The organism is Maricaulis sp. (assembly GCF_030149235.1).
Classification (GTDB): Bacteria; Pseudomonadota; Alphaproteobacteria; order Caulobacterales; family Maricaulaceae; genus Maricaulis.
Genome location: NZ_JASBRW010000005.1, coordinates 12,940 through 27,884 on the forward strand (window position 1 = coordinate 12,940; position 14,945 = coordinate 27,884).

Annotated in this window: 18 protein-coding genes; 3 read left to right on the forward strand and 15 right to left on the reverse strand. The window is 61.6% G+C overall.

Annotated elements, in window-relative coordinates; genetic code table 11:
- Positions 1–173: 173 nt before the first annotated feature.
- From Q1V51_RS00990 to purC, 6 genes are all read right to left on the reverse strand, one after another.
- Positions 174–467 (reverse strand): GIY-YIG nuclease family protein, encoded by a 294-nt coding sequence (locus Q1V51_RS00990; RefSeq protein ID WP_300551829.1) that lies wholly within the window; start codon positions 465–467, stop codon positions 174–176.
- A 91-nt stretch (positions 468–558) separates the two neighbouring features.
- A complete protein-coding gene (purL, locus tag Q1V51_RS00995) occupies positions 559–2,790 on the reverse strand; it encodes a phosphoribosylformylglycinamidine synthase subunit PurL (RefSeq protein ID WP_300551830.1) in 2,232 nt (743 codons plus the stop codon).
- Positions 2,791–2,794: 4 nt separating this feature from the next.
- Positions 2,795–3,337: a hypothetical protein gene (locus tag Q1V51_RS01000; RefSeq protein WP_300551832.1), complete on the reverse strand. Its 543-nt coding sequence runs from the start codon at positions 3,335–3,337 to the stop codon at positions 2,795–2,797.
- A gap of 75 nt (positions 3,338–3,412) precedes the next feature.
- On the reverse strand, positions 3,413–4,075 hold the full coding sequence (purQ, locus tag Q1V51_RS01005; protein WP_300551833.1) for a phosphoribosylformylglycinamidine synthase subunit PurQ: 663 nt from the start codon (positions 4,073–4,075) through the stop codon (positions 3,413–3,415).
- Between the two features lie 13 nt (positions 4,076–4,088).
- On the reverse strand, positions 4,089–4,328 hold the full coding sequence (gene purS / locus Q1V51_RS01010; RefSeq protein WP_300551835.1) for a phosphoribosylformylglycinamidine synthase subunit PurS: 240 nt from the start codon (positions 4,326–4,328) through the stop codon (positions 4,089–4,091).
- Positions 4,325–5,089, reverse strand: coding sequence for a phosphoribosylaminoimidazolesuccinocarboxamide synthase (gene purC / locus Q1V51_RS01015; protein ID WP_300551836.1), 765 nt, complete (start codon positions 5,087–5,089; stop codon positions 4,325–4,327). Before purC ends, purS begins: the two co-directional genes overlap by 4 nt.
- Before the next feature lie 221 nt (positions 5,090–5,310).
- Between purC and Q1V51_RS01020 the strand changes: the two genes are divergently transcribed.
- Entirely contained in the window at positions 5,311–5,634 is a 324-nt protein-coding gene (locus Q1V51_RS01020; RefSeq protein WP_300551838.1) for a DUF1476 domain-containing protein, read from the forward strand.
- Positions 5,635–5,706: 72 nt separating this feature from the next.
- On the opposite strand, the gene Q1V51_RS01025 is transcribed toward Q1V51_RS01020, so the two are convergent.
- From Q1V51_RS01025 to Q1V51_RS01050, 6 genes are all read right to left on the reverse strand, one after another.
- Positions 5,707–6,189 carry a hypothetical protein gene (locus tag Q1V51_RS01025; protein ID WP_300551840.1) on the reverse strand — a complete coding sequence of 161 codons (483 nt, stop codon included), beginning with the start codon at positions 6,187–6,189 and terminating at the stop codon, positions 5,707–5,709.
- A gap of 74 nt (positions 6,190–6,263) precedes the next feature.
- A complete protein-coding gene (locus Q1V51_RS01030) occupies positions 6,264–6,704 on the reverse strand; it encodes a thioredoxin domain-containing protein (protein ID WP_300551842.1) in 441 nt (146 codons plus the stop codon).
- Positions 6,705–6,796: 92 nt separating this feature from the next.
- On the reverse strand, positions 6,797–7,351 hold the full coding sequence (locus Q1V51_RS01035; protein WP_300551844.1) for a pyridoxamine 5'-phosphate oxidase family protein: 555 nt from the start codon (positions 7,349–7,351) through the stop codon (positions 6,797–6,799).
- Between the two features lie 70 nt (positions 7,352–7,421).
- On the reverse strand, positions 7,422–8,720 hold the full coding sequence (gene purB / locus Q1V51_RS01040; protein ID WP_300551846.1) for an adenylosuccinate lyase: 1,299 nt from the start codon (positions 8,718–8,720) through the stop codon (positions 7,422–7,424).
- Positions 8,721–9,076: 356 nt separating this feature from the next.
- A complete protein-coding gene (locus Q1V51_RS01045; protein WP_300551848.1) occupies positions 9,077–9,391 on the reverse strand; it encodes a DUF1330 domain-containing protein in 315 nt (104 codons plus the stop codon).
- On the reverse strand, positions 9,388–10,608 hold the full coding sequence (locus Q1V51_RS01050; protein ID WP_300551849.1) for a threonine synthase: 1,221 nt from the start codon (positions 10,606–10,608) through the stop codon (positions 9,388–9,390). Before Q1V51_RS01050 ends, Q1V51_RS01045 begins: the two co-directional genes overlap by 4 nt.
- 207 nt (positions 10,609–10,815) lie before the next feature.
- Between Q1V51_RS01050 and Q1V51_RS01055 the strand changes: the two genes are divergently transcribed.
- Positions 10,816–11,097: an STAS domain-containing protein gene (locus tag Q1V51_RS01055; RefSeq protein ID WP_300551850.1), complete on the forward strand. Its 282-nt coding sequence runs from the start codon at positions 10,816–10,818 to the stop codon at positions 11,095–11,097.
- A 64-nt stretch (positions 11,098–11,161) separates the two neighbouring features.
- Positions 11,162–11,554, forward strand: coding sequence for a VOC family protein (locus Q1V51_RS01060; protein ID WP_300551851.1), 393 nt, complete (start codon positions 11,162–11,164; stop codon positions 11,552–11,554).
- A gap of 1 nt (position 11,555) precedes the next feature.
- Here Q1V51_RS01060 and radC read toward each other — a convergent pair whose 3' ends face one another.
- The 3 genes from radC to Q1V51_RS01075 form a co-directional block, all read right to left on the reverse strand.
- Complete coding sequence (radC, locus tag Q1V51_RS01065; protein WP_300551853.1) at positions 11,556–12,245, reverse strand: DNA repair protein RadC; 690 nt, start codon at positions 12,243–12,245, stop codon at positions 11,556–11,558.
- A gap of 64 nt (positions 12,246–12,309) precedes the next feature.
- Positions 12,310–13,152, reverse strand: a complete 843-nt coding sequence (map, locus tag Q1V51_RS01070; RefSeq protein WP_300551855.1) for a type I methionyl aminopeptidase — start codon at positions 13,150–13,152, stop codon at positions 12,310–12,312.
- Positions 13,153–13,256: 104 nt separating this feature from the next.
- Entirely contained in the window at positions 13,257–14,927 is a 1,671-nt protein-coding gene (locus tag Q1V51_RS01075) for a M28 family metallopeptidase (RefSeq protein ID WP_300551857.1), read from the reverse strand.
- Positions 14,928–14,945 lie beyond the last annotated feature (18 nt).

Genomic DNA, 14,945 nt, shown 5'->3' on the forward strand with positions numbered 1-14,945 from the left:
GGCTTAAGGCTCAATATTCCCCCTCATCCCGGACTTGATCCGGGACCCCGATGCGGGTGCGCGCTGGCAGCGCCGACGCTGATGGCGCTTCAGGGCCGCTAGGTCCCGGATCAAGTCCGGGATGAGGGTGGGGTGGGGATTAGAAGATCGCCGGCTCTCGCCGGGATCAGAGGTTAGGCGTTGAGGGTTTCGTAGAGATCGTGCCAGCGCGGATTGCTTTTCTCGATCAGCTCGATCTTCCAGGCGCGGTGCCAGTTCTTCAGCCGTTTCTCCAGCGCAATCGCATCCGGCATGGTCGGGCTGTGCTCCAGCCAGACCAGGCGTTTGATGTTGTATTTGGCGGTATGCCAGGACGCCTTTCCCTGCTTGTGCAGCCAGACGCGCATTGCGATATCGCGGGTCACGCCGATATAGAGCGCGCCGTGGGGCCGGCTGGCGAGGATATAGACACAGGGCTGATGCGGCATGGCGCGGTCCTTTTGCTGGGACCGCGCGCCCTTTCGGGGTCCTGACTTGCGTCAGGATGAGGGAATATACTTAAAAGTACAACTTTAAAGTTTACTCCGCCGCCATGGCCTCGCTGCTCATCAACCCCGGCAGCCAGCCTTCCCAGGCCTCGCGCAGGCGGTCGAGTTCGAGGTGGTGGGCGCCGTTGACGCTGACGGCCGTGCCGCCGGCCAGGCCGACCACATGCACCGGAACATCTTCCGCCTTGGCGTCCTGCAGGATGGCCAGGGCGTCTTCGCGCTTGGCGGCGACGAGATAGCGGGCCTGGTCCTCAGCAAAGAGGAAGCCGTGCATCGGTACCGGGTTTTCCGGCTCGTGGGCGAGCTTGATGCCGCACTGCGAGGCCAGCGCCATGTCGGCTGCGGCACAGGCGAGACCGCCATCGGAGAGGTCGTGGCAGGCGGTCAGGCGGCCGGCGCGGATCTGGTCGCGGACGAAATCGCCGTGCATTTTCTCGATGCCGAGATCGACAGCCGGGGCACCGCCATCTTCGCGGCCTTCGATCTCGCGCAGATAGAGCGAGGCACCCATGGCGCCCTTGGTCTCGCCGACGACAAGGACGATATCGCCCTCGCTCATACAGCCAAAGCCCTGGCGCTGGTCCATGTCCGGGATGAGGCCGACACCGCCGACCGCCGGGGTCGGGGGAATGGCGACGCCATTGGTCTCGTTGTAGAGCGAGACATTGCCGGACACGACCGGGAAGTCGAGCGCCTTGCAGGCCATGGCCATGCCTTCCACGCAGCCGACGAACTGGCCCATGATTTCCTCGCGCTCCGGATTGCCGAAATTGAGGCAATCGGTGATCGCGATCGGGTCGGCACCGGTAGCGGTGAGATTGCGCCAGGCTTCCGCCACGGCCTGTTTGCCGCCCTCGAACGGGTCGGCAAAGCAATAGCGCGGCGTGCAGTCCGTGGTAATGGCCAGCGCCTTGTTGGTGCCGTGCACACGGACAATGGCGGCGTCAGACGGATCTTCCGAGCTGGCCGCCGTATCAGCCATGACGTGGCGGTCATACTGGCGCCAGATCCAGGCTTTCGAGGCCATGTTCGGGCTCGCCATCAGCTTGAGCAGGACCTCGCCCATGTGAGAGGGCTGGGCGACGTCCTTGGCATCGATCTGGGCGCGCACTTCCGGGGCGTAATAGGGGCGCTCGTATTTCGGAGCGTCGTCGGCCAGCGGGGCGATCGGAATATCGCAGACGATCTCGCCCTTGTGCTCCAGCACCATGCGGCCGGTATCCGTGGTCTCGCCGATCACGGCAACATCGAGTTCCCATTTCTCGAAAATCGCCTTGGCCACGTCCTCGCGGCCCGGCTTCATGATCACCAGCATGCGCTCCTGGCTTTCCGAGAGCATCATTTCATAGGTGGTCATGTTGTCTTCGCGCTGGGGCACGCTGTCCATGTCCAGCTTGATGCCGATACCGCCCTTGTCCGCCATTTCAACAGAGGAGGAGGTCAGGCCCGCTGCGCCCATATCCTGGATCGCGGCGATCGCATCGGTGGCCATCAGTTCCAGGCAGGCCTCGATCAGCTTCTTCTCGGTGAAGGGATCACCGACCTGGACGGTGGGGCGCTTTTCTTCGCTCTCATCGTCGAACTCGGCCGAGGCCATGGTGGCGCCATGGATGCCGTCGCGGCCGGTCTTGGAGCCGACATAGACGATGGGCTGGCCCGGCTCGGCGCCGCGGGCGTAGAAAATCTTGTCCGCATCGGCGAGGCCGACGGCCATCGCATTGACCAAGATATTGCCGTTATAGCCCTCGTGGAAATTGGTCTCGCCGCCCACGGTGGGCACGCCGACGCAATTGCCATAACCGCCAATGCCGGCAACGACACCGCCGACAAGGTGGGTGGTCTTTTCATGATCGGGCGCTCCAAAGCGCAGCGCATTCATCAGCGCCACCGGGCGGGCACCCATGGTGAAGACATCGCGCAGAATGCCGCCGACACCCGTCGCCGCACCCTGATAGGGCTCGATATAAGAGGGGTGGTTATGGCTCTCCATTTTAAAGATGGCGGCCTGGCCGTCACCGATGTCGATGACACCGGCGTTTTCGCCCGGCCCCTGGATCACCTTCTCGCCGGAAGTGGGGAACTTGCCCAGATGCGCACGCGAGGACTTGTAGGAACAGTGCTCGGACCACATGACCGAGAAAATGCCCAGCTCGACCATGTTGGGCGCACGGCCCAGCCGGTCGAGGATGATGGCGTATTCCTCATCATTGATACCGTGTTCGGCGACGATCTCGGCGGTGATGCCGTCAGCGTATTGGGTCATGGGTTCAGTCCGCGATCGAGAATTGAAGAGCGCGCAGCTCTCGAAGGTCAAGGGCCGCTTTGAGGTCGGCCAGGGTTTCAACGGTATCAGCATTCGCGTGACGTTCGCGATGCAGGTCCACGTTTAGATTGGCGATGGTGAGAGCGATGGATGAGGTCCAGTTGGGAATAGCGAGATACTGGGTCTCCCAACCAAGCTCACCGTCCTGCCGTGTATTCGAGTAGATGATATCCGCGCCTTCGATAGCCCGTTGGGCGGTCAGGCTCTGATACCAGTCCAGGCATTCGGTTTCGACGGCTTCAGCCGTTGAGGCCTGACATTGGAACGCAATGTAGGGCTCGCCCAGGGAGACATCGAAATAAACGGCGGTCACGGATCCGAAAGCGGATTCCCTATCGTCGACAACGACGCGCTCTGGGGTGCCGTCTCCGTCGATATCCTGCCCCAACACCCCAACGATGGTCGCGTCAATCACAGGTGTTGAGCGCCCCTCGCCGGAAGCCGATTGCATGGAGTAGGTGCCGTCACTGTGCACACTTGTAAGCATGCAGGGGTCTTCGCAGACATCAATGGCGAGCGACGCTACTACCAAAAAGCCACCAATGAGTGCCCCTGATACCACCTAAGCGCTCCCCAGCAGGCTTTCAAACAGCGCCAGCCCGTCCGTGCCGCCATGCTTGGCGTCAACGGCGCGTTCCGGGTGCGGCATCATGCCGAGCACATTGCCCTTGGCATTGACGATGCCGGCAATGTCGCGGGCAGAGCCATTGGGATTATTGCCGTAGCGGAAGACCACCTGGCCGTCGCCTTCAACTCGGTTGAGGGTTTCGTCATCGGCGAAATAATTGCCGTCATGGTGGGCGATCGGGATGATCAGCTCGGCCTCGCTGTCATAGCGCGAGGTGAAACGCGTATTGCCATTGGCGACGCTGAGCGGAGCTTTTTCGCATACGAAGGACAGTCCGGCATTGCGCATCAGCGAGCCCGGCAGGAGGCCGCTCTCGGTGAGGATCTGGAAGCCGTTGCAGACGCCCAGCACCGGCGCACCGCTCTCGGCATGGGCGATGATCGCCGGCATGATGTTGGAGCGCGAGGCCATGGCGCCGCAGCGCAGATAGTCGCCATAGGAGAAGCCACCGGGCACCATGAGAAACTCGGTACCTTCGGGCAGTTCGGTTTCCTGGTGCCAGACCATGGCCGGAGCCTCGCCGGTGACGCGCGCAATGGCGTCATGGGCGTCGCGGTCGCAATTGGAACCAGGGAAGACGATGACGGCGGATTTCATCGCTTGACGCTCCTTACGCCATCTCGATCGAGTAGCTCTCGATCACCGGGTTGGCGAGGAGTTTCTGGCACATCTCGTCGACGCGGGACTTGGCAGCGTCGGCGTCTTCACCGCTGAGGTCGAGCTCGATCAGCTTGCCTTGGCGTGCGGCGGTGACTTCCTCATAGCCCATGGTGTGGAGCGCGCCGGCGACAGCCGCGCCCTGCGGGTCAAGCACTCCGGGTTTGAGATAAACGTGGATCTTGGCTTTCACGACGTACCCTCATCATTGGCAACGGCGACAACATTATTCTGGCGCATGATGCCGAGACGGCGGGCAACTTCGGCATAGGCCTCGGTGACATTGCCCAGATCCCGGCGGAAACGGTCCTTGTCGAGCTTTTCATTGCTCTCCATGTCCCACAGGCGGCAGCTGTCCGGGCTGATCTCGTCAGCCAGGATAACGCGCTGCATCTCGCCATCGAAGACACGGCCAAATTCGAGCTTGAAATCGACCAGGCGGATGCCGGCACCGGTGAACAGTCCGGACAGGAAGTCATTCACACGCAGGGCGGTGGTGACCATCTCATCCATCTCGTGCGGCGCGGCCCAACCGAAGGCATTGATATGCTCTTCGGAGATCATCGGATCGCCCAACTCGTCCTTCTTGAAATAATATTCAACGATCGGGCGCGGCAGGGGCTGGCCTTCTTCAATGCCGAGGCGCTTGGAGATCGAGCCGGCGGCGACATTGCGCACGACGATCTCGAGCGGAATGATCTCACACTGGCGGATCAATTGCTCGCGCATATTGAGGCGTTTGATGAAGTGCGTCGGGATACCGATGCGCTGCAGGCCAAGCATGATGTGCTCGGAGATGCGATTATTGAGCACGCCCTTGCCCTCGAGGGTGGCGTGTTTTTCACCATTGAAGGCGGTGGCGTCGTCCTTGAAATACTGGACGATCGTACCCGGCTCGGGACCTTCATAGAGGATCTTGGCCTTGCCTTCGTAGATTTTCTTGCGGCGGGACATGCGCGACGCTCCTGCGGGGGTCCGGCACGATGCCGGAGCGATAAACGCCTCGCGCGGCCGACTCATCAAGCAGGCCGCGCGGCGAGGGCGGAAACTAGCCGTGAAGCGGGCTAATCGCAATGGCATGCTGCGGCAAGCTGTCAGCCTGCCCATGAGCGATTGATTTCGCTAGGGTGGCGGGATACGGAAACAGGAAAGAAATATCCGTCAGGGAGACCCCAATGTCTGGAATGGACGATCGCGAAAACGCCTTTGAAAGCAAGTATGCTCACGATCAGGAAGTGGAATTCAAGGCGATCGCCCGCCGCAACAAGCTTCTCGGCCTGTGGGCTGCTGGCGAAATGGGCATCGAGGGCGATGCCGCCGAAGCCTATGCCAAGGAAGTGGTGATGGCGGATTTCGAGGAGGCCGGCCATGAAGACGTCTTCCGCAAGATCCGCGGCGATCTCGACGCCAAGTCGGTCGACGTCTCGGACCACATCATCCGCAAGCAGATGGATGATTTCCTCATCCAGGCACGCGAGCAGGTGACCAGCGAGGGCTAGTAAGCCCGACGCTATCACTGGAAATGCAATGCCGTCCGCGCGGGTTCTGACCTGCGCGGGCGGCATTTTGCGTTAGAGATCGAGTTTGCCGCTGCGAAACCAGATATAGCGCGTCATGGCGATGACTGAGATTAGCCAGAGGGTCAAAGTTGCGGCGATGATTGCTGCACCGGTAAAGGCAAGCCCCACATACCCGTCGGACACCAGGGCGCTGATCCTCACAAGTGATCCCGGGATGAGGCCCATAAAGAAGATATGCGCGGGAATAGACCCACGGGCCATGAACCAAAAGATGGTGGTGGATAGGCTGAGGCCGAGGATCGCTATCGCTGCGGACAATACGGGGCCGCTCCGCTGGAGCGTCCATAATAGGTTTGGCGAAAACAAGAGAATTCCCAACGCCAACGGATAGAGCGAACACGCGATCGCGGCAGGCCTGAAGGCGCGCTTTGCGTTCTCGAACGAGCCGGGGTGCGGGTTATACCAGGGGCCGTGCTCAACTTTGGGAACGATGAGTTTCTCGCGGATAAAATCGGTGCGGCCTTCGGGAAACATGTAGAACTCGCACAGGTGGTTGCGGTTGCGCTCACACCAAGCCCGACTGCGGCAGTCGGGTCAATCCCCTAGCGCTAGTAGCCCGCCGTCACCTGCAGCCAGCGATCAAAAGCCGCGGCGATGTTTTCGCGGTCATAATCGGTGGTGATGATCTCGAAGATCTGGCCGCTGTCGCGGTCCATGAGCACGAGAAAACCGGTCCGGCCTTCGAGCTGGTCATAGAGGTCGGCAATGCCGGCCTCTTCTGCTTTTTCCCGCAGCCCGCCGCGGCGGCCCAGCGTGAAGTCGAAGCGGATGAATTCCATCCGGGCGTCGGTATAGTTTTCGCGCACATCATCGACCCGCGGTTCCAGGATACGGCAGGCGCCGCACCAGGACGAGCGGAACATGGCGGCCACCAGACGCGGGCGTTTTTCGCTCACCGCCGCCTCGGCCGGCGCGTCCCAGCTGGCACGGAAGAAGTTGGGGCCAAGGAAGGCGCCGAGCAGCGCGGTTACAATCAGAACAGTACGCATATTCACTCCAACGCGTGTCTTATGGGCAAGATAGGGCCCGGCCGCGTAAACGGTAGAGGTCAGGCGATCACACTTGTATCAGGTACCCGGTCTCAGGCGTCCGGTTTTACCAGCCCGTCGAGGCCGTCGATCGACACGGCGTTGGATTTATAGCGCTTCTCGCGCCACTCCTCCTTCGACCGGTTGGCATTGGCGCGCACCAGCTGGTCGCGCTCGCCCTTGTACTCGTAAAACGGCACGCCCCAGCCGCAACTGTCCTGGATGCGATCGATCTTGGCGGTGATGATGGCGCGGGCATGGGGAAATTCGGGGAAGAGGGCGAGCTTGTCCTCAAAACCCGGCTCGTCGAAGGTCACCGCTTCGCCCTGGCCATAGAGGCGCAGGATATTCGCCGCGCCCTCATAGGCGCAGAACATGAAGGTGATGCGGCCGTTCTCGCGCACATGGGCCAGGGTCTCGATACCGGAACCGCCGAGGTCGAGATAGGCGACTTCATTCGGCCCCAGGATACGGAAACTGTCATAGCCCTTGGGCGACATGTTCACATGACCCTCGCTCCCCGCCGGCGCCGTGGCGACGAAGAACATCTTCTGCGCCTCGATGAATTTGCGGATTCGGTCGTCGATCGTGTCGTGAAGCTTGGCCATGAGTCACTCCGTTTAGGCGCCCACACTTTAGCCCCTCATCCTGACGAAAGTCAGGATAAGGCCTGGGGTTTTACCCAAACACCCGCGCAAAAATCGTGTCGACATGTTTCAGGTGATAGGCCTCGTCGAAACAGGCCTCGATCTGCTCGTTCGAGAGCAGTTCAGTGACGCCTTCATCGGCCTTGAGATGCTCGACGAGCTTGCCGCCTTCATCCCAGGTTTTCATGCCATTGCGTTGCACCAGGCGATAGCTGACCTCGCGGCTGGCGCCGGCCTGGGTGAGGGCGAGGAGGACGCGCTGGGAATTATGGATGCCGCCATAGGCTTCCAGGTTTTCCCGGCAGCGGTCTTCATGCACGATGAGTTTCTCGATCATGCCTGCCGTGCGGTGCAGGGCGAAGTCGAGATGGACATTGGCGTCCGGGCCGATGCCGCGCTCGACGGAGGAGTGGGAGATGTCCCGCTCGTGCCAGAGCGCCACATTCTCCATCGCGGGGACCACAGCCGAGCGCACCAGGCGAGCCTGGCCGGTCAGGTTCTCGGTCAGGATCGGATTGCGCTTGTGCGGCATGGCGGACGAGCCCTTCTGGCCCTTGGAGAAATACTCCTGCGCCTCGCGCACTTCGGAGCGCTGCAAATGTCGCACTTCCACGGCGATATTCTCGATCGCCGAGGCGATCAGGCCGAGCACGGCGAAATAATTGGCATGACGATCGCGCGGGATGACCTGGGTCGAGACCGGCTCGACGGTAAGCCCCATCTGTTCGGCGACATGTTCTTCCACGGCCGGGTCGACATTGGCGAAGGTGCCGATGGCGCCGGAAATGGCGCAGGTGGCGATCTCGTCACGCGCAGCGACCAGGCGATCGCGATTGCGTTTGAACTCGGCATAGAAGCGGGCAAATTTCAGCCCCATCGTCGTCGGCTCGGCATGAATACCGTGCGAGCGACCGATACAGACGGTGAATTTATGCTCTTCCGCGCGCGTCTTCAGCGCTGCCAGCACCCGGTCCATGCCGACCAGGAGGAGATCGGCGGACTGTTTCATCTGTACCGCGAGGCAGGTGTCCAGCACGTCGGAGGAGGTCAGGCCCTGGTGCACGAAACGGCTTTCCTCGCCGACATGCTCGGCCAGGTGGGTCAGGAAGGCGATGACGTCATGTTTGACCTCGGCCTCGATCTCATTGATCCGGTCGACATCAAACTCGACATCCTTGGCTTTCCAGACCGCATCGACAGCCGACTGCGGCACCACACCCAGCTCCGCCAGTTTCTCCGTCGCATGCGCCTCGATCAGATACCAGATCTTGTACTTGTTCTGATCCGACCAGATCGCAGCCATTTCAGGACGGGTATAGCGGGGAATCATGCGCGCACTCCGGGCTTTGAGAGCATTTTCAGCAAAAGTGGGTACCGGTTTTGCGGTTCGAAAATGCGATCACTAATGATTCGGATGCTCGCATGAGCATTCGAATGAAGAAGCGCGGGGGATGCGCCGAAGTGGCGCAAAAATCAAGAGCGGGGCGGGTTTTCCTGGCGGCTTCGCCGCTGCACCCCATCCGCCGTGCTGCTGTGCAGCTCGCCACCCCGGAACAAGCCCGGGGCAGGCTCTTCCCCATCAAGGGGAAGGAGGGAGGAGAAGCGTCCTCCTTCCCCTCGACGGGAAAGGTGGGCCAGCCCGCAGTGCTGGGTCGGATAGGGTGCGCGCCGAAGGCGCACCAAAACTCACCCCCGCGGCGGCATCCCGTGCACCATGGTCAGGAACTGCAATTGCGTGCCGGCGCGGCGGTGTTCGGAGATCGCCTGGTATTCCGGGTCGTCATACCAGGCCCTGGCGGCCGCCTCATTGGGGAATTTGCCGATGATCATCCGGCCCTGGCGCGGCGCCTGGCCTTCAAACGTATGGGTATTGTCGTCAAATGTGACGAACTCGCCGCCATGCTTGGAGAAGACGGGGAAGAAACCCTTCTCGTATTTGCGGTACTCGTCCGCGTCCTCGATATGTAGGTTGGCGACGATGTAGACGGGCGTGTCGGTCATTTCATACTCCCCCAATCAATTTCCCCGTGCCGGTCGAGCGGTGTCGCGCCTTCCGGCATGTCGTATTTCAGGCCCGAGCCGCAATTGAACAGGACGCATTCCGCATCGCGTTCGATCTGGCCTGTGGCCATGGCTTTTTCCATCGCGGCCAGCGTGGCGGCGCCTTCCGGGCAAAGCAAGAGACCGTCTTCTTGCGCGCAGGTGACGCGGGCGGCCTGGATCTCGTCTTCTGAAACGCTCATGGCGAAACCGCCGCTTTTGCGGCAGGCGTTGAGGATGAGGAAATCGCCGATCGCCTTGGGCACGCGAATGCCCATGGCGTGGGTTTCCGCCTCGAACCATTCCTCGGCATGGGTTTCGCCCTTGTCCCAGGCGCGCACGATTGGGGCACAGCCCTCGGCCTGGACAGCGATCATTTTCGGGCGTTCCGAACCGATCCAGCCGAGGCGTTCCATCTCGTCAAAAGCCTTCCACATGCCGATCAGGCCCGTGCCGCCGCCGGTCGGGTAGAAAATGGCGTCGGGCAAGCTCCAGCCCATCTGCATGGCCAGTTCGATCCCCATCGTTTTCTTGCCCTCGATCCGGTAGGGCTCTTTCAGGGTGGAAACGTCAAACCAGCCCATCTCCGCCTTGCCGGCCCCGACGAGGGCGCCGCAATGGTGGATATAGCCATTGACCTTGAACACCTTGGCACCCTGCAGCGCCATTTCGCGCAGATTGACCTCGGGCGTGTCCTCCGGCGCAAAGCAATAGCTCTCCATACCCATGCGCGAGCAATAGGCCGACAGGGCCGCCCCGGCATTGCCATTGGTCGGCATGGCCATGCGCTTGATGCCGAAGGAATGCGCCATGGCGACCGCGAGGCCGAGGCCGCGCGCCTTGAAGCTGCCCGTCGGTAGCCGGCCCTCATCCTTGACCCAGACCTTGCTGGTTGCGCCGGTCGCCCTGGCTGTGGCCGGGACATCGATCATCGGCGTGTCGATCTCGCCCAGCGCGCAGACATCGGCGTCATTCACGACCGGCAGCAGCTCGCGCCATTTCCAGAAGCCGCCCTCACGTGCCGCGATCTCATCGCGGTCGATCTCGCCCCGGGCACGCTCGAAATCATAGCGCGCGAGCAGGGGCTTGCCGGCCCCGGAGAGGTTTTGCGGCTGGTCCTTGGCGTAGTGCTCACCGGTGGCGGAGCATTCCAGATGGGTGAAGTAATTGCGGTACATGTGGCCCTCGGATCGGTATCCGGCGAGGCTAGTCATGCGTGCAGATTTCGCTAGTGCTTTGTCAGCACGACGACCGCGTTCCGGGAAAACCGGAAAAACGTTCCGGTTTTACTCATTTTTTATGCATGCCGCCTATGGTCCACGTCAAAGACCTGGGGGGAGACAGGCTTGATCTGCGAAACAGCAGAGGGTGGTGGGATAATGCGGATGCGCGCGAGGGGGGAGCTAGTCTTCGCAGCGCATCCGCAATTTCACGCCTTCATAAAACAGCTCAAGACCACGCAATGCCGCCGGGCCGAGTTCGACCTAGACGCGATCACGCGTCTGGATATGTGCGGGGTAGGCATGTTGATGCTGGCGCAGGATTGCGCGGCCGCAGCCGGTATCGCAATTGAGTTCCTCAATGCGCCACGCGAGCTGGGCATCATCCTACATATCGCCGGCAAGTCGCTCTCGGCCTCAACCGCGCCGGCCCGGCTCGCAGCCTGACCGTTTTGCCCGTGCAAGCCCTCGAGTGCGCAGCTAGTCTACCGAGACAACAGGGGAGGCAATCATGGCCCAGGTAATCTGTGTCGGTGGCGTATTCTTCAAGTGCGAGGATCCGGAAGGCCTGATGGCCTGGTATCACGACGCGCTGGGGCTCAAGCTCAATCATTATGGCGGGGCGGACTTTCTCCACGCCGACAGCGCCAGGGCCTTCCCGCAGGGCGCCCGCACCATCTTTTCCGGTTTCAAGTCGGAGACGGATTATTTCGCGCCGTCCAAGCACGTTTTCATGATCAATCTCATCATTGACGACATGGACGCGATGCTGGCGCGCTTGAGCGAGAAGGGTGTGCCGCTGGAAGGCGAGCCGCAGGATTTCGACTATGGCCGCTTTGCCTGGGTGATGGATCCCAATGGCGTCAAGGTCGAGCTGTGGCAGCCGATCGAGCCCAAGGGTTAGGTCACAACAAGCCCAGCGTCTTGAAGCTCGCCGTGTTCTCGCGCGCGATCACCAGGTGATCGTGGACGACGATATCAAAGGGCGTGCAGACCTCCGTCAGTGAGCGGGTCATCTCGATGTCGGCCTGGCTCGGCGTGGCGTCGCCCGAGGGGTGGTTGTGAACCAGGATCAGGGCCGAGGCCTCATGGGCGAGGGCGCGTTTGACGATTTCACGCGGATAGACCGGGGCGTGATCGATCGTGCCCTTGCCGAGGACTTCATCGGCGATGAGCCGGTTCTTGCGGTCGAGGAAAAGCACGCGGAACTGTTCCGTCATGGCGTGTTGCAGGGCGGTGCGGCAGTAGGTGATCAGCGCTGACCAGGAGGAGATCACCGGCCGGCCGATGACCTGTTCATGCGCCAGGCGTTCTGCCAGGGCCTGGATTAGGCGCAGCTCGGCGGCGGTTTTTTCGCCCACGCCTTCTACCTGGACCAATTGCTCGACCGGCGCGGTGGCGACGCCGCCGAGATCGCCGAAGCGGGCTATCAGCGCCTTGGCGATGGGTTTGACGTCTTTGCGCGGGATGGCGAGGAAGAGGTAGAGCTCCAGGAGCTCGTAATCATGCAGCGCGTCTCCGCCCGCATTGAGCAGGCGCGTTCGCAAGCGGCCGCGATGGCCCTGCTCATGCGGTGGCGCTTCGCGCACGGGCATGTCGACAGCCTCCCTGTTCGCAACAATCTGGATTGTGCGAAGCAGAAGTGCAAGTCAGGGGTGTTTATGCCTGGAGCGAATAGGGCGGCTTATCCAGGCCCTTGGGCGATTGGGTGAAGATCTCGACACCGTCTTCCGTCACCCCGACGGAGTGCTCGAACTGGGCCGAGAGTGACTTGTCGCGGGTCACGGCGGTCCAGCCATCGGCGAGGATTTTCACGTCGGGCCGACCCAGATTGAGCATGGGCTCGACGGTGAAGAACATGCCCGGCTTGAGTTCGGGGCCTTCGCCGCGGGTGCCGAAATGCAGCACATTGGGGCTGTCATGGAAAAGACGGCCAAGTCCATGGCCGCAAAACTCGCGCACGATGGAACAGCGCCGGGTTTCAGCGTGTTCCTGGATGATGGCGCCGATCGTGCCCAGGGTGACGCCCGGCTTGATGGCGTTGATACCGGCCATCATGGCGTCATAGGTGGTGTCGATCAGTAGCTCGGCTTTGCGCTTGGGCTCGCCGGCCACGAACATGCGGCTGGTATCGCCATGCCAGCCATCGACCACAACCGTGACATCGATATTGACGATATCGCCATTGCGCAGCGGTTTCGGTCCCGGAATGCCGTGGCAGACGACATGATTGAGTGAGGTGCACAGCGAGTGCCGGTAACCGCGATAATACAGCGTTGCCGGGGTGGCGCCGTGATCGAAGACAAATTCGCGGGTCAGCCGGTCGAGATGATCGGTGGTCACGCCCGGGGCGACTTCACTGGCGAGCATGTCGAGCACGGAGGCGGCCAGATGGCCGGCTTTGCGCATGCCCTGGAAACCTTCCTCATTATGCAATTTGATCCGGCCGTCACGGGCCGGGCCGTCATCATATTCGGAAACGGTTTCGTATGCGGTCGTCACTGAGATCTCTCCGGTCGCCTCATCTCGGGCTGGCCAGCCTATAAGAAAGCACGCGCCGTTCAAAACGACGCGTGCTTCCAACTGTGCCCTTATGGTGGATTTGTCTAGTCTTCGGCTGCGAACATATTGCCGAAGAAGCTATCCTCATTCCATGCCGGGGTCTCGTCGCTATCGGCGATTTCGCGCGCAATCAGGTAGTTGATATTGGCGAATTTGGCGCCCTGGTCGAAGAGTACTTCGAGCTCACCGTCGAGCTGGTCTGTCTGACGGTGATAATAGGTGTTGAGGAAGCCCATGAAGCCTTCCCCGCCATCCCAGCGCGGATCCGGAGACGCAAAACCCGTCATCAGGAAGAGCGAAGGCACGCCGACACGCACGAAGTTATAATGGTCCGAGCGCACGAAGAGCGACTGTTCCGGGATCGGGTCTTCGCTGACAGCAATATCCATGCGGGCCGCCGCGCGCGAGGCGATCGGGCCGAGATTGGAGTGGTCGGAGCCAAAGGCCACGACATCGGCGAAATCATAGACGATCACCGGCATGTCGAGATTGACATTGGCGACCATCGCATCGGCGGGGACCGTCGGATTGCGAGCGAAATGTTCGGAACCGAGCAGGCCCTTTTCCTCTGCGGCGAGGGCCACGAACAGGACCGAACGGCGCGGTGCGCCCTGGGCCAGGAAGGTGCGGGCGGTTTCCAGCATGATGGAGATGCCCGAGGCGTTGTCGACTGCACCGTTACAGATGCCGTCCTGCTCGTCGCTGGACCGGCAGCCACCGCTCCCGCGCATGAATTCGGAAACCTGGCCGATATGATCCAGGTGAGCGGTCAGAACGACGTATTCATCGGCCAGTTCCGGATCGGTGCCGCGGATCATGCCGACGACATTGGGGTCCGCGAAGCTCTCCGACAGCGTGCGCTGGCGCAGGGTAACCGAGTGCGGCAAGTCGAAAACCGGATAGGTCGGCTCGTCTGCGCTCATGGTCGCGCGAACCTCTTCCAGCGACATCTCCGCGCCCTCGAAGAAGGCCGTGCCGAGCATCGTGCCGACGGTGGCGTGGGCCTGGATATTGTCGAACGGCGAGGCGCCGGTCGCAGAGGTCAAGGCGGTGAACTCGCGGCTGGCAAAGCCTTCTGCCCAGCCCGCAGCCTGTTCATTGGTCATGGAATTGACCGTGATCATGCCGATAGCCCCGCGTGCAGCGGCGACGGCCCGCTTGGTATTGCCGGAATTGTGGTGGGCGCGTTCCTCGCTGGGGAAGCCCGCCGGCACGCCATTCATGGTGACCACGATTTTGCCCTCGACATCGAGGTCGGCATAGTCGTCATGGCCGCGATTGGCGGCGGACACGCCATAGCCGGCGAAGACCAGCTCGCCGGTGATCTCCGCTTCGCCATGGATCGGGTTGGCCCAGATCACCACGCCATCGCCCTGACCGTAGGTCTGGCCATTGAAGGTCAGCTGGTTGAACTCACCATCGGCGCGCATGTCCTGCATGGGCACGGCAGCGAAATAGGAGTTCTCGCCGTCGCCAGCCGGCTCGAGGCCCAGGAGGCGCATTTGCGAGGCGACATAATTGGCGGCGATTTCATAGCCGTCCGAGCCGGCATCGCGGCCGCCCATATAGTCTGAAGCCAGGAAGCGGATATGCGCTTCGATATTCTCCACGCTCACATCCGGCGTGAAGGGCTCATTCGATGCGGAGGTCTGCAAGCCTTCAAGGTCGCAAGCCGTCAACGCCAAACCGGCCAGAACCGGAACCAGATATTTCATAAGTCTCAACCTCCCCCG

Excerpts from the sequence above, each read along its gene's own strand:
- Q1V51_RS00990 (WP_300551829.1), bottom strand. The coding sequence starts at position 467 with ATGCCGCATCAGCCCTGTGTCTATATCCTCGCCAGCCGGCCCCACGGC.
- purL (WP_300551830.1), bottom strand. The coding sequence starts at position 2,790 with ATGACCCAATACGCTGACGGCATCACCGCCGAGATCGTCGCCGAACAC.
- Q1V51_RS01000 (WP_300551832.1), bottom strand. The coding sequence starts at position 3,337 with ATGCTTACAAGTGTGCACAGTGACGGCACCTACTCCATGCAATCGGCT.
- purQ (WP_300551833.1), bottom strand. The coding sequence starts at position 4,075 with ATGAAATCCGCCGTCATCGTCTTCCCTGGTTCCAATTGCGACCGCGAC.
- purC (WP_300551836.1), bottom strand. The coding sequence starts at position 5,089 with ATGTCCCGCCGCAAGAAAATCTACGAAGGCAAGGCCAAGATCCTCTAT.
- Q1V51_RS01020 (WP_300551838.1), top strand. The coding sequence starts at position 5,311 with ATGTCTGGAATGGACGATCGCGAAAACGCCTTTGAAAGCAAGTATGCT.
- Q1V51_RS01025 (WP_300551840.1), bottom strand. The coding sequence starts at position 6,189 with ATGTTTCCCGAAGGCCGCACCGATTTTATCCGCGAGAAACTCATCGTT.
- Q1V51_RS01030 (WP_300551842.1), bottom strand. The coding sequence starts at position 6,704 with ATGCGTACTGTTCTGATTGTAACCGCGCTGCTCGGCGCCTTCCTTGGC.
- Q1V51_RS01035 (WP_300551844.1), bottom strand. The coding sequence starts at position 7,351 with ATGGCCAAGCTTCACGACACGATCGACGACCGAATCCGCAAATTCATC.
- purB (WP_300551846.1), bottom strand. The coding sequence starts at position 8,720 with ATGATTCCCCGCTATACCCGTCCTGAAATGGCTGCGATCTGGTCGGAT.
- Q1V51_RS01045 (WP_300551848.1), bottom strand. The coding sequence starts at position 9,391 with ATGACCGACACGCCCGTCTACATCGTCGCCAACCTACATATCGAGGAC.
- Q1V51_RS01050 (WP_300551849.1), bottom strand. The coding sequence starts at position 10,608 with ATGTACCGCAATTACTTCACCCATCTGGAATGCTCCGCCACCGGTGAG.
- Q1V51_RS01055 (WP_300551850.1), top strand. The coding sequence starts at position 10,816 with ATGCGCGCGAGGGGGGAGCTAGTCTTCGCAGCGCATCCGCAATTTCAC.
- Q1V51_RS01060 (WP_300551851.1), top strand. The coding sequence starts at position 11,162 with ATGGCCCAGGTAATCTGTGTCGGTGGCGTATTCTTCAAGTGCGAGGAT.
- radC (WP_300551853.1), bottom strand. The coding sequence starts at position 12,245 with ATGCCCGTGCGCGAAGCGCCACCGCATGAGCAGGGCCATCGCGGCCGC.
- Q1V51_RS01075 (WP_300551857.1), bottom strand. The coding sequence starts at position 14,927 with ATGAAATATCTGGTTCCGGTTCTGGCCGGTTTGGCGTTGACGGCTTGC.